Raw genomic sequence first — 19,980 nt, forward strand, 5'->3', positions numbered from 1 at the left:
CACGACTGAGCCGACGACGACTGAGCCCACGACGACTGAGCCGACCACGACTGAGCCCACGACGACTGAGCCCACGACGACTGAGCCCACGACCACGACTGAGCCCACGACCAACCCTTCGGCGTCGCAACGTCCGAGCAGCAGCGCTTCCCCCGCGACCAACGCAACTTCTGCGACCAACGCAACTTCGCAGACCGAGAGTCCTTCGAGCCAAGCACCCTCCGAGACACAGTCTCCTTCCGAATCGCAGCCGAGTTCCGAGCAGTCGTCCGCGGTAGCGGCTCCGCCGGCTGGACCGTCTGATCCGCAGGGACCGTCAGCGGGCGGCGGAGCGCCTGCACCCTCTGCCGGTGGACCGGCAAACGCTGCGCCGGGCGCAGTCGCAGCCCCTTCCGCACCCGAGGTTCTGGCCGCACCCGCACCCGTAGCTCCGCAGGTACCGTCGAACGTTCCGAACGTCGCGGCTCCGACTGACAACCCGCAGGCATTTCCGACGGCGTTCACTCAAGGGCTTCCGCCGATTCTCAACGCCGCCGCCGTCGCCGGCGGTGTAGGCGGAATGGCAGTGGTAGCGGCCGGTGCGGGAGCACTGACTTTCCGCGGAGCATCGCTGCAGAAGGCGCGATTGGCTGCCGCGCGTGCCGAATTCCTGGCACCCGGATCACAGGGAGGTGCGTGAGTCGTGCCGGACAGACGTTCACATCGCCGCGTTCTGGCCGCGGTGGATGCCGTATGCGACGCAGCAGCGTCGTCGGAGGCAGTGTCACTGCTGACGGTGGTGCAGACAGTCGCCCGCGAGCGTGGGCGCCCGATCGAGATCGATCTGGAAACCCCTCTCGCCACCGGAGTGTGCGGTCAGCGCCGGGCCTACGACGACCACGACGTCATCGTTTTGGCTCCCGGACTACCCAATGTCGAGCGGACTCTGGCACATGAGTTGGGGCACATAGTGTTTCGCCACGAGGGTGCCGAGATCGCCGAGGCGACGCTCGAGGTCAGTGACGATTTGATCGCCTACATGTTGAGTCAACGTTCTCTGCGGCGCAACGAACCCGTGCCGATGGACGACATCGCGGAGTGGGAAGCCGAGACGTTCGCGTCGATGTTGATCATGCGTCTGCGAACGATGAGTGGCCGTGGGACACCGCTGTCGGTGTTGCGGTACGACGAGGCGATCGGATGATCTTTTGGGCTGTGGCCCTTCTCGTCTGGGTTGCAGCCGGCGCGAGACTGGGTCGAGTTGTCGCGCGCACCGCGACGCCGTTGCGAATGTCGATGGTCTTTGCAGGCTTCTCGGTCGCATTGTCGTCGACGGTCATGGTGCCGGCGGTATGGGACATCGTCGATCGCATTGCGCCGGACCAGCATGCCGCCGCGATGATCGTCATCGTCTTGTGGACAGCGTTGTCTGCGGCCAGTGCAGTCGGCGCCGTGTCTGCGTGGCCGGTGATGTCACGTCCGGCTATGCGCGGCCTCGCCACCGTGCTGTACTCGGTGGGGCTCCTGGTGGCGATCGCGGTTCTCTTCGGCTACCCGGCGCCGGCTCTGATCTTTATCATCGTCGCTCTGTCCCTTGTCATTTCGACGGGGCTACGGCACGTTGCGTGGGCGCCGTTGGGGCGCGGAATCGCGTTGATCGTGACCGGTTCGTCGATCCTGCTCGTCGTGGTCGTCGTGATGCTTGTCGAATCGATCGGTGGCACCGGCGCACTCGAATCGGATATCTGGACGGGCCCAGGGGTGTGGTTCATCGCTGCCTCGAGTGTTCTGATTGCGCTGGGCATCACGTGGGTGCTTCTCGAGACCTGGTTACGTGCGCGACGAGATCTGTACCGGCTGCGGCGGATGCACGCGCTTCTCGTCAAGCGATTCCCCGAGGTAGTCGACGCGGACAGCGCCGGGAGTACGTCTGTGCTGCGGGCATCGGACATGATCGCGCAGATCATGGATGCGATGTACATCCAGTCCGGCGCCGGGATGTTCGACGTCGGTGGTCAGGAACCGCCGCGGGCCGTCACTGCACACGCGGGGATTTTGGCGGGGTGGATCGCCGATCCCTTGGCCTCGGATGTGTTGGACACCAGGTGGATTGCGCCTCCTGAGAAGATGTCGGCGCGCCGCTGGGTGTTGTTGTTGGCGAAAGAACTCGATGAAACGACAAAAGTAGGTCGACGTTCGTAGTCGACCTACTCCATGTCATTGCAGTGCTCGAGATCGAGTCAGTGCTTCAGCACGGTCACATCAGCGTGACGCGTCAGGCGGAACCTCTGGCAAACCTTCACTCGCGCGGAGCTTTTCAGCCATCGTGGTGAGTAGATTCTGCGATTCTTCCGAGAGGTCGAATGCACGGCTCGAGAGGCGGCGAAGCCCGTAGCCTTGGAGCTGTGAGAGCAGTTCGAGATCGTGATCGATCTTGGCTGCGTAGATGTCGTTGAAGAAGTAGTCGGGCTTCACCTTGAAGAACCGGGCGAAGGCTGCGACTGTCTCGTCTGAGGGGTTGGTGCGCTGTCCCGAGCGGAGCTGCGAGATGTACGGCTTGGAGATCTGATGGCCGTCTTCGATGAGCGCTGCCGCAACCTCGGCGTTGGTATGGGGTTTGCGCCCCGGAGGATGAACACTGTCGAACAGTTTGTTCAATCGTTCTGCAAAGTCAGCCATTGTGAACCGCCCCGTAATCCTCTCTAGCTAGCAATTGTCCGTTCAGTGAATCCTACGGTATCACGCGGATAACCGATCGGTAGCTCACCGTAGTCTGTTTAGTGGACTAGTTGTCAAATGTGTCCGAGATTCGATTCGTCCGCCCAATGAGTGCTCAGCTATGTCTCAGCGCACATTGAGTTTCCGCCACACGGAAATGTGCAGCTACGACTGCGCTATTCGAACCTTCCAGTACTTGGCCAATCTGCCCAATATCAAACCTTTTACCCGTTTTGGCGATATTAGCTATGCGTTAGCCTGGTTTTTCACAACTATTTCGATTGAAAAACTGCAGTTCAAGCGATGTTTGAAGGTTTGGGGTCGCGATCAGGGTGGCTGGTTGCGATGTCATGCGGATCACCTCCGGGTTGAACCTTGAACGGTTTGCCGGATTGCGATCTGTGCTAGCTAAACCCTCCGAGTGGGTGCAGAATTGTGACATGAAACACACGATGAGCGATGATGAATTGCGCCGCGCAATCCGTGAAATTCAGGATCGAGCCCACGACGCACGCAAGCGTGGGGACGATGTAGCGGCGGAAGAACTCGACCGTACGGTCAAGGGCTATCAAGAGCAGATGATGCAGCGTCTCTAGTGCTCGCTGCGGTCGTCTCTGTGCGGTGTTTGCGCGGAGTGCGGCCGTGCCCCCCAGGTCGTCTTGCGTGTTTCAGGGCGGCCGCATCGTGCGTGCGTAGACTTTCCCGCATGTCCACAGTACGAGTGCGGGGGAGTGTTCATCCATGTCTGTAAGGTCGCTCGACGGCAAGAAATGCCTGATCACCGGCGCCGGTAGTGGAATTGGACGTGCAACTGCGCTGCGTGCATCAGAGGTCGGCGCCGAATTGTTTCTCACCGATATCAACAGCGTCGGATTGGAAGAGACGGTCGCGATGGTCGGCGCCGGCGGCGGCACGGTCAGCATGGCGAAGGCACTCGATATCTCGGACTACGACGAGGTCGTGAAATTCGGTACCGAGATTCACACTCAATTTTCTTCGATGGATGTCGTCATGAATATCGCCGGCATTTCAGCGTGGGGAACTATCGAGAACCTCGAACATCGGCATTGGAAGTCCATGGTGGACGTCAACCTGATGGGGCCGATCCATGTCATGGAGACGTTTGTTCCACCCATGATTCGTGCCGGCAAGGGTGGACACCTGGTCAACGTGTCTTCGGCTGCCGGACTTTTGGCCCTGCCGTGGCACGCCGCCTACAGTGCGAGCAAGTTCGGCCTTCGCGGGGTGTCCGAGGTGCTGCGATTCGATCTGAAGCGGCACGGAATCGGGGTCAGTCTGGTTGTGCCGGGTGGGGTGAAGACGCCATTGGTGGGAACCGTGGAAATAGCGGGTATCGACAGGAACGACCCGCGGGTCGAAAAACTCACGCACCGGTTCGAGGCGCGTGCTGTCTCCCCGGAGAAGGTGGCGTCGTGCATTCTGCGGGGAATCGAGAAGAATACGTACCTCGTATATACGTCCAATGACATCCGATTCGGATACTGGTGGGCGCGCAAATTCGCCCTGCCTTACGAGTTCGTGATGCAAAAAGCGAACGACCAGTTCAGTAAATTGCTCAAGCGATGAGCGTTAACTCCGCCGGGACTTTTATCTAGTCGAATAGGGACCAAAGTCATGCCGAAGAGTTTTCACTTCGATATCGAATTCAAATATCCGATCGACGACGTGCATCGAACTTTGACCGACCCGAATTATTGGAAAGGCAGACTCGGAGACCTTTATGCCACCTCGGACATCGAAGTTCGAGACGGATCGATCGAAGTATCCGTGTCCGAGGAAATCGACTCCGCCTCCCTCCCGAGCCTGGTCGCCAAGGTTGCGCCGAGTCGGCTCGGTCTGAAACGGGTCGATCGGTGGGGACCTCTGTCGGACGGGCGTGCAGCAGGGTCGGTCACCGGAATCGCGCGGGGACTGCCGATCCGAATCGAGACGACGCTCGATCTCACCGCCGCCGAGTCCTGCACGCGGTTGGTCGTCGACGGAACGGCTGAGGTGAAGATGCCGATCATCGGCGGCCAGATCGAGAAGTTGCTGAAGAAGACCGTCGAGGACTTGTTGGGGCGCGATCGGGACGCCGTCGAGTCATTTCTCGCCTGAGCCTGCACCGAAATCTACTTCCAGAACGCGCGCACCCGGGCCGGCGGATGCGAGTTGATCGTGCGGGTTGGCGAGGGCGCACCCCTCCAACGAGAGGCACCCGCAACCGATGCAACCGGTGAGGTTGTCCCGTAGACGTTCCAGTTGCTCGATGCGTAGATCGAGGTGGCGCCGCCACCCGGTCGACAATCTTTCCCAATCTGCGCGGTTCGGGGTACGGCCTTCAGGAAGTGTGCCGAGGGCCTCTCTGATTTCCGACAGCGGAATGCCGACGCGTTGCGAGATTCTGATGAAGGCGACGCGTCGAAGCGTGTCTCGTTGGTATCGGCGCTGGTTTCCACTGGTCCGGCGACTGACGATGAGGCCTTCTCGTTCGTAGAAATGCAGGGCAGAGACGGCGACACCGCTGCGCTCGGAGAGCTGGCCGGGCGTGAGTTCCTTTGCCTTCCACGACGGCATCTCCATGGCGACTACCGGTCCGTCGCGCGGTGGAGGGTGGCGTGGAGATGATGCGTCAGCGGGGTGTCACCGTGCGCCATCCACAAGTCGTATGTCAGCGTGTCGCCCTGAACGCGCATGACTCGCCGGACGTCGTGAACCGGTTTTGCGTCGGGCGATGCTGCGAGCGTGAGACGGGTCAAGGCGAGAGTGCCTTCGGAGTCGAGGGTGCCGCGATGGATCTCGACGAATCCGGTGGGCTGGCTGACCAGCAATTCGAGCTCACCACCCGGTGTTGGGCGCAGGTATCCCGATTCCATGTGAAGCGGTCGTCCGTCGGGGAGCCCACGAGTGCGCGACGAGTAGGTGAGAAACGGTTTCGGGGTGGGCGCGAACTCGATCTCCTCGGAGTACTCGAAGTCGTCGATGGTGGGGAAATGTCCGGCTCCAGCGCCGACCCAGCGCCCGGTGAACCTCTCGATTCCGGCGCCGTTCAGCGCCGCCTGATCCGTACTACTCATTGCCTGGTCCTCTCGCCTGCGTCGGATCAGACGTTACGCGGACCGGTACGACAGCTGCTTATCCCTGCTGGGTGGGGCCTACGGGATTAGTGTTCACTCATGAACGCTTCTGGCTCGGTCCCCCTCGGTGTCGATTCCGAGGTGGGCCGATTGCGATCGGTCATTCTTCATCGTCCTGGCGACGAGTTGAAACGATTGACTCCGCGCAACAACGACGAGCTGCTGTTCGACGCGTTGCCGTGGGTGGACCGCGCGCAGGAAGAACACGATCAGTTTGCGACCGTCCTTCGTGAGCGCGGCGTCGAGGTACTGCTTTTGTCCGATCTCCTCACCGAGGCGCTCGAGGTCAGTGGCGCAGCGAGGATCCAGGGAATCGCGGCCGCCGTCGACGCACGCAAGATCGGCCACGCGCTCGGGCAACACCTGGCCGCCTACCTGCGAAAGGTGGAGCCGAAGGAGCTTTCGTCGATCCTTACTGCAGGAATGACGTTCGACGAATTGCCGATCGATGCCGACTCGACCTCGTTGGTGCGCAGGATGCATCACGGCGGTGACTTCGTGATCGACCCGTTGCCCAACTTGCTCTTCACCCGTGATTCGTCGTTCTGGGTCGGGCCACGGGTCGTCATCACGTCCTTGGCGTTGTCAGCGCGAGCTCGCGAATCCTCGATAACGGATCTCGTCTACGCGCATCACCCTCGATTCAAAGGCGTGCGCCGCGCGTACGAGTCGCACACGGCTCCTGTCGAGGGAGGTGACGTGCTGCTTCTCGCGCCGGGGGTGATCGCAATCGGTGTCGGTGAACGTACGTCACCCGCCGGAGCAGAAGCATTGGCGCGTAGCGTGTTCGACGACGGCCTCGCCCACACGGTGTTGGTTGTTCCGATCGAGCAACGCCGAGCGTCGATGCATCTCGACACGGTCTGCACCATGGTCGAGGCCGACGCGGTCGTCATGTATCCGGCCATTCAGGACACCCTGGCGGCGTTCACTCTGCGCAAGGAAGACGACGGGGTGAGTATTCGCGGTGCGACGCCGTTCCTCGAAGCGGCGGCCGACGCCATGGGAATCGGAAAACTGCGTGTGATCGACACCGGACTCGACACGGTGACTGCCGAGCGTGAGCAGTGGGACGACGGAAACAACACCCTCGCCGTCGAGCCTGGCGTCGTCGTCGCTTACGAGCGCAACGTCGAAACGAACGCCAGGCTGGAGGCCTCGGGTATCGAGGTTTTGCGAATCGCGGGTTCGGAACTGGGGTCCGGCCGAGGTGGTCCTCGGTGCATGTCCTGCCCGATCGCCCGCGATCCGCTGTAAGCCGTCGACGCTGTCAGAGAATTTCTTCCACCTTGGCTGCAGGCCGCGCGAGGACGGTGCCTTTGTCGGTGACCACGAACGGGCGTTCGATCAGAATCGGGTGCTCGATCATCGCGTCGAGGATCTCGGATTCGGATGCATCGGCGAGCCCGAGTTCCTTGTACTGCGTTTCGCGCTTGCGAACGGCTTGGCTGGGCTCGAGGCCGGCGTCGGCGAGGAGTTTTTCCAGCTCGGATCGGGTAGGCGGAGTATCGAGGTACTTCACAATGGTCGGTTCGATGCCGGCGTCGCGGATAAGTCCGAGAACAGTCCGCGACGTGTTGCACCGTTGATTGTGGAAGATGGTTGCAGATGCCATGTCCGTCATTCTGCCTCTGTGTCCGAACTCGTGGGACAAACAGGGGAACAACGGACACCTCCGGCGCGCTGCACTTGAAGTACCGACTTGTGAGGAGAAAACGATGACGGAACATCGAAGTGTGGACGAACGGCGCGTGGTCATTGCCGGTGGGCACGGCAAGATCGCGCAGCACCTGACGTACCTGCTGGCAGGACATGGTGATCGGCCGGTAGCGCTGATCCGCAACTCCGCGCACGAGGGTGCGGTCCGCACACTCGGCGCGTTCCCCGTGGTGATCGATCTGGAATCCTCCACGGTCGAGGAAGTTGCGAAGGTACTCGACGGTGCCGACGTCGCGGTCTTCGCCGCGGGCGCCGGACCTGGTAGCTCGATCGAGCGGAAGGACTCCGTAGACCGAGCTGCGGCGGTGCTATTGGCCGATGCCGCCGAGAAAGCGGGAGTGCGTCGGTTCATACAGATCAGCGCCATGGGTGCTGGTGACGAAATACCGGAGAACACCGACGAGGTTTTTGCCGCCTACCTGCGGGCGAAGACTGCAGCAGAGGAAGACCTGAAGACAAGGACTTCGCTGGATTGGACGATTCTTCGGCCAGGCCTTCTGACAGACGACGACCCCACCGGTGAAGTCCTTCTTGCAGAGCCGCCCGTCGATCGAGGCTCTGTGCCTCGTGCAGATGTCGCCGCAGTGATCGAAGCGCTCATCGACGCGCCGTCCAGTGTCGGCAAGATATTGGTTCTGACCTCCGGCCCGCATACGATCCGCGAAGCGATCGAGGGTTTGTGAGAGAGAAGATGCTGTGACCGAGAAGATACGACGAGGGTGACGATGAAGATCGCGATCGAACACGATTCCTCCACAGCTCCGTACGACCAACTGCGGCAACAGATTATCGAGCAGGTTCACGGCGGCGGATTGATTGCGGGAACCAAGATCCCGACGGTGCGTGCATTGGCCTCGGAGCTGGGATTGGCGGCCAACACCGTCGCGAAGGCTTATCGCGCGCTCAGCGATCAGGGCGTGATCGAGACGAGGGGAAAGCAAGGGACGTTCATCGCTTCGGGGACCGATCCGGTGCAGGCGCAGGCGGAGCAGGCGGCGACCGCGTTTGCGCATAAGGTCCGCTCGCTCGGGTACTCCGACACTGAGATCGTCGCCATGGTGGAGTCGGCATTGAGAGGTGCGTGACACATTGATTGAGTTGACGCTTCAACTTAAAGCTGTCAGTCTTGGCTCATGAATTCGTCGATTGCTCGTGACCTCGGACTCCTCATCGCCCGTGTCGGCCTCGGGATCATCTTCATCGCCCACGGTTGGCAGAAGTTCTTCACCTACAAGATCGCCGGAACGCAGGCCGCATTCGAAGGGATGGGCGCCCCGCTCCCCAAGATTTCTGCAGTTCTGGCAGCATCCATCGAACTCGGTGGCGGCATCCTGCTCATCGCGGGTCTGTTGACCCCTCTCGTCGGCGCACTGCTGTTCCTCGACATGGTCGGCGCGTTCTTCATCGTGCACGCCGACAAGGGCGTCTTCATAGACAACGGCGGCTATGAACTCGTCGTCGCACTCGGTGTCGGTTCGCTCTTGATCGCTGTTATCGGCGCAGGACGCATCAGCATCGACGGATTGATCGGCAAGGGCAACGGTTGGGTTAAAACCCCAGCTTGATCGGGGTGAGAAGGCGGGTTCGACGGCTGTTGAGCCCGCCTTCCAGCTTGCTTTTGGCCCACAAAGTGACGAACGTAGTCATCTATGGTGACGAAATCTGATCGATCCGAACAAGATTCCGGGGCCAACGAAGAGCGCCCGGAGACGGGCTTTACTCGGGTAGGCGTTCGGACCGACTACGTGGTGTTTTCCGTGGCGGCCGCAGCGGTGCTGGCTATTGTCGTGTGGGGTCTCGTAGCTCCCGACAACCTGAACTCGGTAACCGGAAGTGTTCTCGGCTGGTTGGTGACGAACATCGGCTGGCTCTTCGTACTCGCAGCTTCGGCTTTCGTGCTGTTTTCCATCTACCTCGCTGTCAGTCGATTCGGCGACATTCCGCTGGGCAAAGACGGTGAGAAGCCCGAGTTCCGAACCGTCAGCTGGATCGCCATGATGTTCAGCGCCGGCATGGGCATCGGCCTGATGTTCTTCGGTGTCGCGGAACCGCTTGCGCACTACGTGACTCCGCCTCCCGGCACCGACGGTGGCGTCGGAACTGCCATGGCTACCACCATGTTTCACTGGGGTCTTCATCCTTGGGCGATGTATGCCGTTGTGGGCCTTGCCATTGCGTACGGGTCGTATCGCCGAGGACGCAAGCAACTGTTCAGTTCGGCCTTCATCCCGTTGCTCGGTCGCAAAGCCGAAGGGCCGATCGGCAAGGTCATCGACATCCTGGCAATCTTTGCGACACTTTTCGGCACCGCAGCATCTTTGGGGCTCGGCGCACTTCAGATCGGCTCCGGTTTCGAGGTAGTCGGCTGGATGGAAGAAGCCGGCGTATTCCTGCTCGTGGCCATCGTTGCGGTGCTGACCCTGGCGTTCGTCGCTTCGGCAGTTTCCGGTGTGGCCAAGGGAATTCAGTGGCTCTCCAACATCAACATGGTGCTAGCGCTGATCTTGGCCCTGTTCGTGTTCGTTCTCGGGCCGACCGTGCTGATTCTCAATCTGCTCCCGACGACCATTGGTGCATACGTTTCCGACCTCGCCCAGATGTCGGCCCGCACGGGTGCATCGTCGAATCCTGAAACCGGCGCGTGGCTTTCGTCGTGGACGATCTTCTACTGGGCATGGTGGGTGTCCTGGACGCCGTTCGTCGGCATGTTCCTGGCCCGCATCAGCCGCGGCCGCACGATCCGCCAGTTCATCGTCGGCGTCATCGCCGTTCCCACGACTGTCAGCTTGCTCTGGTTCGCGATCTTCGGCGGCGCAGGCATCGGCGAGGAACGCGACGGAATCGGCTTGTCCGGCCGAGGCTCGGAAGAGGCTCAACTGTTCGGCATGCTCGACAATCTGCCGTTGGCCGGAGTGACGACTGTCCTGGTCATGCTGCTCGTCGCAGTGTTCTTCGTCTCCGGCGCCGACGCTGCGTCGATGGTGATGGGGACGCTCTCGCAGCGCGGAACGCTCGAACCGAGTCGCTGGGTCGTGGTGTTCTGGGGCATGTTGACCGGTGGCGTCGCGGCGCTTCTGCTGTGGACCGGTGGTTCCGAAGCGCTCGACGGCTTGCAGACCATGACGATAATCGCTGCGGCGCCGTTCGTGCTGGTCATGATCGGATTATGCTTCTCGCTGTACAAGGATCTTTCGCACGACCCGATCATCATTGCGGCGAAGGAGCAGAAACGTGCTCTCCTACGCCCGCGCCGAGGACGCCGTGCGGGTAAGTCAGTGGAGTAGGACTTGAGCGGAGTAGGACTTGAACCGTGAAGGGGCACCGAACTGCGGTTCGGTGCCCCTTTTGTCGTCCGGTTATTTCCAGCTGGGCAACCACAGATGGTTCTGCCACGATTCCGGCGTGATCGGCATGGCGGTGAGTATCGGCCAGAGGTAGACGAAGTTGGCCACGACCAGACCGATGTACAGACTGACTGCCAGAAGTCCGGTGGTACGACGCTCGACGGACGCGCTCGCCTTGCCCAGTACATCGCCGAGGACCAGCGCAAATCCCATGACCATGAACGGGGCGAGTGCTACTGCGTAGAAGTAGTACATCTGGCGGTCGAGCGTCGCGAACCACGGGAGGTAAGCGGCACCGTAGCCCGTCAGGACCACGGCGTATCGCCAGTCCCTGCGCACGAACGTCTGCCAGATCGCCCACGCCAACATCGGTAGGGCCAGCCACCACATCGCCGGTGTGCCGATCAGCATCACGGCCTTGACGCAGCTGGCGGCCCCGCAACCGGTGACCTGCTCGCCGTCGGCGTAGTAGTAGAGCATCGGTCGTAGCCCCATCGGCCACGTCCACGGTTTCGACTCCCACGGGTGGTGGTTTCCGGCGGAGTTGGTCAGACCGGCGTGGAACTGGAGAACGTTTCCGCTGTAGTACCAGAGTGAGCGCAGCGCGGAGGGAATGAAGCTCCATGTGCCGCCCTCACCGATCTCGTTACCGACGGCGTGACGGTCGACGCCGGTCTCGCTGGTGAACCAGGCCCAGTAGCTCGCGAGGTACACACCGAGCGGAATGATCACCAACGCATACAGAGCCGGCCCGATGTCGCGAACTGCAGTGCCGACCCATGGGCGCTGCACGCGGTAGGCGCGGCGCGCTGACAGGTCGAAGGCAACACTGAGCAATCCGAAGAACAGAATGAAGTACATGCCGGACCACTTTGTTCCGCAGGCCAGGCCGAGCAGGATGCCGGCGCCGAACCTCCACCACCGGAAACCCAGCCGCGGACCCCAGGCAGAGTCGCCGATTCGGCCCTCTTCGTATACCTTCGCCATCCGTTCGCGGACTTGGTCGCGATCGACCACCAGGCATCCGAGAGCAGCGAGGACGAAGAAAGCCAGGAAGATGTCGAGCATCCCCAGGCGTGAGGAGACGAAGGTGACGCCGTCGACGATGAGCAGGATTCCGGCAATCGCGCCGATCAGCGTGGAGCGCGTCATGCGGCGCACGATCCGGATGATCAGCAGGACCATCAGTGTCCCGACCAGGGCCGACGAGAATCGCCACCCCCAACCGTTGTAACCGAAGAGTGCTTCGCCGATCGCGATCATCTGCTTACCGATGGGCGGGTGTACCACCAATCCGTAACCGGGATTGTCTTCGATGCCGCCACCGGTCAGAACTTGCCAGCCCTGCGGAACGTAGTGCTTCTCGTCGAAGACAGGTGTGCCGGCGTCGGTCGGGTAGGCGAGCATCGTGAAGCGTGTGATCGCCGCGATAGCGGTGACGAAAGCGGTGACGATCCAGCCGCGCAATCTGTCGGTCGGGCCGAAATCAGGATCCGGTACCAGCGGGCCGGGACTACGCATTACCCGATCGCTCGTGGCGGGCGTTGGCCGCTCGTCCGTCTGCACAGTCACCTGGCAATCGTAGGCTGTCAGGTATGACTGGTCGCTTGGTACTCGCCGCAACACCCATGGGAGATGTCGGTGACGCGTCTCCGCGTCTTCGGTCTGCTCTCGCAACCGCCGACGTCGTTGCTGCGGAGGACACACGACGCACCAAGTCTCTGGCGTCCGCGCTCGAGGTAACCATCACCGGGAAGATCGTCAGTTTCTACGATCAGGTCGAGATTTCCCGGCTGCCCGCGCTGGTCGCCGACGTCGCCGAAGGCAAGACCGTCCTGCTGGTCACGGACGCGGGCATGCCGTCGGTCAGCGATCCCGGATATCGCCTTGTCGCCGCCTGCGTAGCCGAGAACCTCGCCGTCACGTGCTTGCCCGGTCCGTCGGCGGTGACGACGGCGCTGGCACTCTCCGGATTGCCCGTCGAGCGGTTCTGCTTCGACGGGTTCCCGCCGCGTAAGCAGGGGCAGCGCAAGACGTGGCTCTCTGCCTTGGCAACCGAGCAGCGAGCGTGTGTGTTCTTCGAAGCGCCTCATCGCCTTGCCGACTGCCTCGCAGATGCGGTGGAAGTGCTCGGGCCGAATCGCCGCGCGGCTGTGTGCCGGGAATTGACCAAGACCTACGAGGAAGTGAAGCGCGGCACTCTCGGGGAGTTAGCTGCTTGGGCCGCCGAGGGCGTTCGCGGTGAGATCACGGTGGTGCTCGAAGGCGCAGTGCTGGTGGCATCTGATCCTGCCGATCTGGTCGACGAGGTGGAAAGGCTGGTCGAGGGGGGAGCACGATTGAAGGACGCGTGTGCTCTGGTCGCAACGGCCGGAGTCTCCAAGCGTGAGTTGTACGAGACGGTCCTGGCCGCTCGAAAGGACTAGCGGGAGCGGTTCACGGCGGGTGCGCCGGGACGCAGGTTGGCGTCGTCGGCTGCAGCCTGGCCGGCGTGCCAGCCTTCGGCGTCCACGGACCGTCCGCGAGTCTTGCGGGTTGTCGGGAACAATCGATCGAATTCGGCGTCGACGGCCTCGGATGTGGTGGCGAGGATCGGCAGAAGATCCGCGACGTCCATCGATGCCGCGTCGGCCGCTTCGGCGGTGGCCTTGGTGCCGGCGTCACGCAGGCGGTGTCCGATGCGGCTGGCGAACCCGGCCAGGAATCCCTTGCGGAACGAGGTGGTGCGTGAGCCGCCACGATTGCTCGAGTCGGCGAATTGCATTGCACGGGTTGCCTGTACGAGCAGGGAAGTGAACAGCATGTCGACTTGCTGAAGGTCGACCGGAGTGCCGACGACGGTCGCGAGTGCAATGTCGCTGAACCAGACAGTCCTGACTCGATTCGATTCGCCGATCTCGGTCAGGAGGTGAACCTTTTCCTTCACGTACGGGTTCTCGATGTGAATGCGTCGGGCATTGACGGATGTGTCGGTGACCCCGGCGCGACTGTGGAGCAGTGCGGAGTCGATGGCGTACCGGGTCATCAACTCCTGGGCCTTCGCGGTGAAAATCTCGGCTTCTTCCGCGAAGTTGGTTGCTTCCGCTTTGGCGAGTAGTCCACGAATTCGCTTGAGTACCTTGGCGTCGACCTCGGTATCGCCGACGCCGGCATAGCTGGTATCGGTGCGTTGCGACGGCCAGGTGGATGGTGGCGCGAGCAACACCGTCCACTGAGGTAGGCGCATCCACGATCGCGCGACGTCGACGATCTGCGAAACGAGGAAGTAGGGATCCTGGAACAGAAGGCCGGCCGCGAGGGAGCGAAAAACGTCGTCGTCCACGGTGATTCGAGAAGCGATGTGCCGAGACTTCGGATACTGCTCGCCGATTGTCTGCAACTGCCCCACCCATTCGAGCGGAGCGCGATCGGAGGCGCGCGACGCCTTCGCGTCGAACAGGATGGTGGTGGCGGCGAGATCGGCGTCGGACGCTTCTTTGCTTCGACGCGCCAGATGAATCAGATCCGCCGGCTGCCATCCGCGGTCGTACGCCGCGGACAGTTCGGAAACGAGATCTCGCACCGCGGAAACGGATTGAGGGCTGACCTCCTGAGTGGACACCCGCGCTCCGTTCCATGGCAGTGTCTGCGCCGAAGCGCTGGTTCGAATGTATGTTCTATTCGTCGTCATGGCTGGAGTGTGCACGTGGGGTCCGACACATCCGCCTGTAACCGGATATCTCGGACCCCACGTGCGGCACTCTCGCTTAGCTCATTCCTCGACGAAGCGGGGGAAAACTGGCGCCGGAGCAGGCAGTTTCCGGTTCGCGTCGATGCGAACCGCAATGTCGGCGAACTGCCGGTTCTCTTCGCTCTGGCCAAGCAGATCGAGGATGCGTGACGCCGCGTCGGGCATCACCGGCTGAACGAGAAGCCCGACGATACGGACCACTTCGAGCGTCACGTACAGTACCGTCGCCATGCGTGCCGGATCCGTCTTGCGCAGAACCCACGGTTCCTGCTTGGAGAAGTACCGGTTGGTCTCGCCGAGAACGCCCCAGATGGCTTCCAGTGCGAGATGCAGCGCCTGCACGTCGAACTCGCTGCGGCACTTGGCAAGCAGGGCATCCGCCGACGCCAGCATCGCCAGGTCGTCCTCGGTGAACTCGCCGGGGGTCGGTACCTGGGCATCGCAGTTCTTCGCGACCATCGTCAGTGAACGCTGCGCGAGGTTGCCCAGTTCATTGGACAGGTCTGCGTTCATACGCGTCACGATTGCTTCGTGGCTGTAGCTGCCGTCCTGGCCGTACGAGATCTCGCGGAGCAGGAAGAAGCGGACCGCGTCGAGGCCGTACTGATCGACCATCGCGATGGGGTCGACGACGTTGCCGACCGACTTCGACATCTTCTCGCCCTTGTTGTACAAGAACCCGTGGACGAAGACCCGCTCCGGCAGTTCGATGCCGGCAGACATGAGGAACGCCGGCCAGTACACGGTATGGAAACGCGTGATGTCCTTGCCGATGATGTGCAGGCTCGCGGGCCAGAACTTCTCGAACTCCGCCGAGTCGACGTTCGGGTAACCCACGCCGGTCAGGTAGTTGGTGAGGGCGTCGACCCAGACGTACATGACGTGGTCGGGGTCTCCGGGAACCTCGACGCCCCAGTCGAACGTGGTGCGCGAGATCGACAGGTCCTTGAGGCCGCCCTTGACGAAGCTGACGATCTCGTTGCGACGAGTCGCGGGTGCGATGAACTCGGGATGCTCTTCGTACAGAGCAAGCAAACGGTCCTCGTAGGCCGAGAGACGGAAAGTGTAGTTGGACTCCTCGGTCCACTCCACCGGAGTGCCGGTCTCCGTCGACTGACGGGTGCCGTCGTCCAGGAGCGTGGTCTCGGCTTCGGTGTAGAAGGCCTCGTCACGAACCGAATACCACCCCGAGTAGGTGTCGAGGTAGATGTCGCCCGATGCGGCCATCTTTTCCCAGATCGCCTTGCTGGCGACCTGATGGTCGGCGTCGGTGGTGCGGATGAACCGGTCGTACGAGATGTTCAGGACCTTGTCGAGGTTCTGGAACACGTCGGAGTTCCGAGCCGCGAGTTCGCGGACGTCGATGCCCTCTTTGATCGCTGTCTGCTGCATCTTCAGACCGTGCTCGTCGGTGCCGGTCATGAAGAACACTTCATGACCGTCCAACCGCTTGAAACGGGCGAGCGCGTCCGAGGAGATGTACTCGTACGCGTGGCCGATGTGCGGAGCGCCGTTGGGATACGCGATCGCTGTCGTGATGTAGAACGGCGATCGTTCCGCGCCTTCCGGGGCAGCGGAGTCCGGGCGCGGGGTCTGGGAGGGTGAGGCAGGCACAGTCATGGTGGGCTTACTCTATCGGGCGTGAGCAAAGACCGTCCCGCCCCCGATGCCCCTGAGCCCTTGTCGCCTCTGATCGACGCACATACGCACCTCGACGCCTGTGGTGCGCACGACGCTGCGACCGTGGCCGAAATTGTCGATCGGGCCGAAGCCGTCGGCGTCGGACGGGTCGTCACGGTGGCCGACGACCTTGATGCCGCACGCTTTGCCGTCGACGCTGCGAACTGGGATTCGAGGGTTTACGCAGCCGTCGCAATCCATCCGACCAGGGCGAACGTCCTCGATGTCGACACCAGAGCCGAGATAGAACGGTTGGCGTCCGATCCGCGGGTCGTCGCGGTGGGGGAGACCGGGCTGGATCTCTACTGGCCAGGCAAGCTCGAAGGGTGCGCCACCATCGAGGAGCAGGTCGACGGTTTCCGGTGGCACATCGACCTCGCGAAGCGTCTCGGCAAGACGCTGATGATTCACAATCGCGAAGCCGATGAGGACCTGCTGCGGGTGCTGCACGAGGAAGGCGCGCCGGAGACCGTGGTGTTCCATTGCTTCTCCTCGGATTCGGAGATGGCCCGTGCGTGCATCGACGCGGGCTACGTGTTGAGTTTCTCGGGAACCGTGAGTTTCAAGAATGCGAAGGCGCTGCGTGAGGCCGCGCTGTTGGTGCCGTCGGATCAACTGATCGTCGAGACGGATGCGCCGTTCTTGACGCCGCACCCGTTCCGCGGTGCGCCCAACGAGTCGTACTGCCTGCCGTACACAGTGCGCGCGCTCGCAGACATCCGCGGTGAGGATCCGCAGGCGCTGGCAGCAGCGTCCACGGCGACAGCGGAGCGCGTCTACAAGCTCTGACGCTATGGTGGTCTGACAGGTAACTCCGCGCCCGGGACGGTCGTGTCCCGGTTCGTCTACTGCGCGGAGTATTCAGATGAATGACTACAACGTGGTCACAGTCCGCATCGAAACGTGGGAATTCGAGTGCTGTGCACCGTTGCCGGTGGTCGGCGAAAAATCTGCGTGGGCTTTGCACCCCACACGTGAGTCGCTGTGGTTCGACGGGACGGTTCATGGAGGAATCTATCCCGACGACGTGGAACCTACGGCCGGGATCGTTCTCTCGATCCGACTCGAGCGCGGCGAGTTTGTCGAACAAGAACCCAGGCACTGGGTATTGGTACCTGGGAGCACCGATCACGTTCGAGTCGAGAAGGTCCCACGGTCTTTTCGCGGCATGTCGTCGCTGGTTGCCGGTCGTCGTGGCTGGATGGAGACGGCCGTTGTCGTCGAATTGGCCACCACCCGTGCGCCTTTCCGGTAGTCCCCACTACCAAAAAGGCGCACAGGGGGCTTGCCCCTAGAGAACCTTCGCCAGGAAGTCCTGGGTGCGCTGCTGCTGGGGGTTGCCGAACAGACTCTCCGGCTTACCTTCTTCGACGATGTATCCGTCGGCCATGAAGATGACTCGGTCGGAAACCTCACGGGCGAAGCCCATCTCGTGGGTCACGACGACCATGGTCATGCCCTGCTTGGCGAGGTCGCGCAGCACCTGCAGAACCTCACCCACCATTTCGGGGTCGAGGGCGCTGGTGGCCTCGTCGAAGAGCATGATGTCCGGACTCATCGCGAGTGCGCGGGCGATGGCAACGCGCTGCTTCTGCCCACCGGACAGGCTGGCGGGCTTGGCATCTGCCTTCTCCGCGAGACCGACCTGGCCGAGCAGTTTGACGGCGATCTCGCGAGCTTGCTCCTTGGTCGATCGCCCGGTCTGCACCGGAGCGAGCATCACGTTTTCGACGACGCTCATGTGGGGGAACAGGTTGAAGTGCTGGAACACCATCCCGATGTGCTGGCGCACCTTGTCGATGTCGACATCCTTGTTCGTGAGGTCGAACTGGTCGACGCGCACAGATCCGGCGGTGATGTCTTCGAGGCGGTTGAGGCAACGCAGGAAGGTCGACTTGCCGGAACCTGAAGGCCCGATGACGCAGACCACTTCACCGCTCTTGATGTCGACGTCCAGGCCCTTGAGGACCTCGTTGTCGCCGAACGACTTCTTCAGTCCCTTGACCGAAATCTTGACCTCGGTGGCGGACTTGCCCATGTTGACGGCTGTTTCGGTCACTTGTTGATCCTCTTCTCGAGGCGGTTCGACAGCTTGGTGAGCGCCATGATGATGATGAAGTACATGACGCCGATGATCAGCCACATGTTGAACGACTGGAAGTTGCGCGCGATGATGATGCGCCCTGTCTGAGTGAGCTCGGCGAGTCCGATGACCGACAGGATCGACGTGTCCTTGAGGGTGATCACGAACTGGTTGATGTACGACGGGATCATCGTGCGAATTGCCTGCGGCATGATGACTTTTCGCATCGACTTCATGTAGCTGATGCCCAGGCTTCGTGACGCCTCCATCTGTCCCTTGTCGACGGACAGGATGCCGCCGCGGACGATTTCAGCCATGTACGCGCCGGCGTTGAGCGAGAGCGTGATGATGCCTGCGGTGAAGGCGGACATCTGGAAATGCAGGGCTGCCGGGATGCCGAAGTAGATGAAGAATGCCTGCACCAACAGCGGTGTGCCGCGGAAGATGTCGACGTAGGTTGTGCCTATACCTCGGACGAACATGTTGGTGGACACGCGGCAGAGACCGAAGATCGCGCCTAGGACCAGAGCGATCGCGATCGAGACGACGGAGAGAACGATCGTCAACCACAGGCCCTTGAGAAGCTGCGGGTAGGTGCTCTTGATCAAGCCGATGATGGAGTTGTCCGACGTCGACGCGCCCTGACCGAGGTAGGTCGAGACGATTTCGTCGTACTGGCCGTCGTCGCGCAGGTTCTGCAGTCCGGCGTTGAACATCTGGAGCAGTTCGGCGTTCTGGCCCTTGTTGACTGCGAAGCCGTAGCTCGCGCCCACCTCTTTTTCGGTGACCGTCTTGAGGCCGTTGCCCTGTGTGATGCCGTAGGCGAGGACGGGGTAGTCGTCGAAGACTGCGACGGAGTTCCCGGTGCGGACCTCGTCGTACATGCTGGCGGAGTCGGCGAAATAGACTGTGGTGAAGCCGTATTGGTCCTTGATGGACTCGGCGAAGCTGGCGCCCTCGGTGCCGTTCTTGACGGCGACGCGCTTGCCCCTCAGATCCTCGTACGACTTCACGTCGTTGTCGGTCTCGAGGACCGCCATCTGCACGCCCGACTCGAAGTACGGGTCGGAGAAGTCGAACACCTGCTTGCGGGCGTCGGTGATGGACATGCCCGCGATGACGCCGTCCGCCTGCCCGGCCTGCACGGCCTGAAGGGCCGCGTCGAAGCCGAGCTGCTTGATGTCGACCTTGAAGCCTTGGTCCTCGGCGATCGCATTGAGCAGGTCGATGTCGATGCCGACGAGTTTGCCGTCTTCGTTCTCGAATTCGAACGGGGCGAATGTCAGATCGGTGGCGATCGTGTAGGTGCGGCCGGGTTGCGCGCTCGCGATTCCGGGGGCGAACAGCGCTGCGATCAGCGCCAGCAGGATGGCCAGGATCGGCCACCTGGCATTACGTGGTCTGTCGAATCTTCTTCGCACTATCGCCCAGCTTTCTTCTGTCGCGCCCGGGATCGCCGGACTGCTTTGAACCAGACGAGAACATACTGCGCCCAGAGCTGAATCGATACACGGGTATCGGAGCCGGAAAGTGCAGAACACACGACACGCCGTTGCCGTTCCGTGACAAAAGTCGCATTTCGTTGTGATT

Annotated in this window: 23 protein-coding genes; 13 read left to right on the top strand and 10 right to left on the bottom strand. The window is 61.9% G+C overall.

The features are described 5' to 3' along the window. Nucleotides 1-504: hypothetical protein (locus ACN50D_RS25095; RefSeq protein ID WP_419970242.1), on the bottom strand; the 504-nt coding region annotated here is incomplete at its 3' end. 178 nt (nt 505-682) lie between these two features. On the opposite strand from ACN50D_RS25095, the gene ACN50D_RS25100 reads away from it, so the two are divergent. Together ACN50D_RS25100 and ACN50D_RS25105 are read left to right on the top strand one after the other, a co-directional pair. Then, entirely contained in the window at nt 683-1,183 is a 501-nt protein-coding gene (locus tag ACN50D_RS25100) for an ImmA/IrrE family metallo-endopeptidase (RefSeq protein ID WP_003946241.1), read from the top strand. Beyond that, nucleotides 1,180-2,181, top strand: a complete 1,002-nt coding sequence (locus ACN50D_RS25105) for a hypothetical protein (RefSeq protein ID WP_007729031.1) — start codon at nt 1,180-1,182, stop codon at nt 2,179-2,181. Before ACN50D_RS25100 ends, ACN50D_RS25105 begins: the two co-directional genes overlap by 4 nt. A gap of 60 nt (nt 2,182-2,241) precedes the next feature. On the opposite strand, the gene ACN50D_RS25110 is transcribed toward ACN50D_RS25105, so the two are convergent. Next, on the bottom strand, nt 2,242-2,658 hold the full coding sequence (locus tag ACN50D_RS25110) for a helix-turn-helix domain-containing protein (RefSeq protein ID WP_003946231.1): 417 nt from the start codon (nt 2,656-2,658) through the stop codon (nt 2,242-2,244). A 479-nt stretch (nt 2,659-3,137) separates the two neighbouring features. On the opposite strand from ACN50D_RS25110, the gene ACN50D_RS25115 reads away from it, so the two are divergent. From ACN50D_RS25115 to ACN50D_RS25125, 3 genes are all read left to right on the top strand, one after another. Further along, entirely contained in the window at nt 3,138-3,293 is a 156-nt protein-coding gene (locus ACN50D_RS25115; RefSeq protein WP_003946253.1) for a hypothetical protein, read from the top strand. A gap of 145 nt (nt 3,294-3,438) precedes the next feature. Continuing rightward, the gene (locus ACN50D_RS25120) at nt 3,439-4,284 is read left to right on the top strand and encodes an SDR family oxidoreductase (protein WP_007729029.1); all 846 of its coding nucleotides are present in this window, start codon (nt 3,439-3,441) and stop codon (nt 4,282-4,284) included. Nucleotides 4,285-4,332: 48 nt separating this feature from the next. Further along, the gene (locus tag ACN50D_RS25125; protein ID WP_030536322.1) at nt 4,333-4,815 is read left to right on the top strand and encodes a DUF2505 domain-containing protein; all 483 of its coding nucleotides are present in this window, start codon (nt 4,333-4,335) and stop codon (nt 4,813-4,815) included. Here ACN50D_RS25125 and soxR read toward each other — a convergent pair. After that, the gene (soxR, locus tag ACN50D_RS25130; protein ID WP_003946250.1) at nt 4,801-5,280 is read right to left on the bottom strand and encodes a redox-sensitive transcriptional activator SoxR; all 480 of its coding nucleotides are present in this window, start codon (nt 5,278-5,280) and stop codon (nt 4,801-4,803) included. The two genes, ACN50D_RS25125 and soxR, sit on opposite strands and share 15 nt — an antisense overlap. Nucleotides 5,281-5,285: 5 nt before the next feature. Then, the gene (locus ACN50D_RS25135; protein WP_003946270.1) at nt 5,286-5,774 is read right to left on the bottom strand and encodes an FABP family protein; all 489 of its coding nucleotides are present in this window, start codon (nt 5,772-5,774) and stop codon (nt 5,286-5,288) included. A 99-nt stretch (nt 5,775-5,873) separates the two neighbouring features. On the opposite strand from ACN50D_RS25135, the gene arcA reads away from it, so the two are divergent. Next, nucleotides 5,874-7,091 carry an arginine deiminase gene (gene arcA, locus ACN50D_RS25140; RefSeq protein ID WP_158170053.1) on the top strand — a complete coding sequence of 406 codons (1,218 nt, stop codon included), beginning with the start codon at nt 5,874-5,876 and terminating at the stop codon, nt 7,089-7,091. A 13-nt stretch (nt 7,092-7,104) separates the two neighbouring features. On the opposite strand, the gene arsC is transcribed toward arcA, so the two are convergent. Then, nucleotides 7,105-7,458, bottom strand: a complete 354-nt coding sequence (gene arsC / locus ACN50D_RS25145; protein ID WP_003946209.1) for an arsenate reductase (glutaredoxin) — start codon at nt 7,456-7,458, stop codon at nt 7,105-7,107. Nucleotides 7,459-7,552: 94 nt separating this feature from the next. Between arsC and ACN50D_RS25150 the strand changes: the two genes are divergently transcribed. The 4 genes from ACN50D_RS25150 (at nt 7,553) to ACN50D_RS25165 (ending at nt 10,837) form a co-directional block, all read left to right on the top strand. Then, nucleotides 7,553-8,236 carry an SDR family oxidoreductase gene (locus ACN50D_RS25150; RefSeq protein ID WP_003946268.1) on the top strand — a complete coding sequence of 228 codons (684 nt, stop codon included), beginning with the start codon at nt 7,553-7,555 and terminating at the stop codon, nt 8,234-8,236. Between the two features lie 42 nt (nt 8,237-8,278). Further along, nucleotides 8,279-8,638, top strand: coding sequence for a GntR family transcriptional regulator (locus ACN50D_RS25155; protein WP_003946225.1), 360 nt, complete (start codon nt 8,279-8,281; stop codon nt 8,636-8,638). A gap of 48 nt (nt 8,639-8,686) precedes the next feature. Continuing rightward, nucleotides 8,687-9,118, top strand: a complete 432-nt coding sequence (locus tag ACN50D_RS25160) for a DoxX family protein (protein ID WP_003946228.1) — start codon at nt 8,687-8,689, stop codon at nt 9,116-9,118. Nucleotides 9,119-9,202: 84 nt separating this feature from the next. After that, entirely contained in the window at nt 9,203-10,837 is a 1,635-nt protein-coding gene (locus ACN50D_RS25165) for a BCCT family transporter (protein WP_211920693.1), read from the top strand. A 72-nt stretch (nt 10,838-10,909) separates the two neighbouring features. On the opposite strand, the gene ACN50D_RS25170 is transcribed toward ACN50D_RS25165, so the two are convergent. Next, nucleotides 10,910-12,418 (bottom strand): dolichyl-phosphate-mannose--protein mannosyltransferase, encoded by a 1,509-nt coding sequence (locus ACN50D_RS25170; RefSeq protein WP_003946230.1) that lies wholly within the window; start codon nt 12,416-12,418, stop codon nt 10,910-10,912. Between the two features lie 74 nt (nt 12,419-12,492). On the opposite strand from ACN50D_RS25170, the gene rsmI reads away from it, so the two are divergent. Beyond that, a complete protein-coding gene (rsmI, locus tag ACN50D_RS25175) occupies nt 12,493-13,323 on the top strand; it encodes a 16S rRNA (cytidine(1402)-2'-O)-methyltransferase (protein ID WP_003946264.1) in 831 nt (276 codons plus the stop codon). On the opposite strand, the gene ACN50D_RS25180 is transcribed toward rsmI, so the two are convergent. Together ACN50D_RS25180 and metG are read right to left on the bottom strand one after the other, a co-directional pair. Continuing rightward, nucleotides 13,320-14,567, bottom strand: coding sequence for a DUF2786 domain-containing protein (locus ACN50D_RS25180; RefSeq protein ID WP_202425863.1), 1,248 nt, complete (start codon nt 14,565-14,567; stop codon nt 13,320-13,322). The genes rsmI and ACN50D_RS25180 overlap by 4 nt on opposite strands. Nucleotides 14,568-14,648: 81 nt before the next feature. Further along, nucleotides 14,649-16,247 (bottom strand): methionine--tRNA ligase, encoded by a 1,599-nt coding sequence (metG, locus tag ACN50D_RS25185; RefSeq protein ID WP_003946248.1) that lies wholly within the window; start codon nt 16,245-16,247, stop codon nt 14,649-14,651. Nucleotides 16,248-16,268: 21 nt separating this feature from the next. Here metG and ACN50D_RS25190 point away from each other — a divergent pair, with 21 nt between their 5' ends. Then, a complete protein-coding gene (locus tag ACN50D_RS25190) occupies nt 16,269-17,096 on the top strand; it encodes a TatD family hydrolase (protein ID WP_030536315.1) in 828 nt (275 codons plus the stop codon). A 76-nt stretch (nt 17,097-17,172) separates the two neighbouring features. Further along, nucleotides 17,173-17,562, top strand: coding sequence for a DUF6578 domain-containing protein (locus ACN50D_RS25195; RefSeq protein WP_165639595.1), 390 nt, complete (start codon nt 17,173-17,175; stop codon nt 17,560-17,562). 36 nt (nt 17,563-17,598) lie between these two features. Here ACN50D_RS25195 and ACN50D_RS25200 read toward each other — a convergent pair whose 3' ends face one another. Both ACN50D_RS25200 and ACN50D_RS25205 read right to left on the bottom strand, forming a co-directional pair. After that, nucleotides 17,599-18,366 (bottom strand): amino acid ABC transporter ATP-binding protein, encoded by a 768-nt coding sequence (locus ACN50D_RS25200; RefSeq protein ID WP_003946239.1) that lies wholly within the window; start codon nt 18,364-18,366, stop codon nt 17,599-17,601. Next, nucleotides 18,363-19,811, bottom strand: coding sequence for an amino acid ABC transporter substrate-binding protein/permease (locus ACN50D_RS25205; RefSeq protein WP_003946214.1), 1,449 nt, complete (start codon nt 19,809-19,811; stop codon nt 18,363-18,365). The genes ACN50D_RS25200 and ACN50D_RS25205 overlap by 4 nt, the downstream gene beginning before the upstream one ends. Between the last annotated feature and the right edge of the window lie 169 nt (nt 19,812-19,980).

The organism is Rhodococcus sp. SB1D (genome assembly GCF_048573875.1).
In the GTDB taxonomy this organism is placed as follows: domain Bacteria; phylum Actinomycetota; class Actinomycetes; order Mycobacteriales; family Mycobacteriaceae; genus Rhodococcus_F; species Rhodococcus_F qingshengii.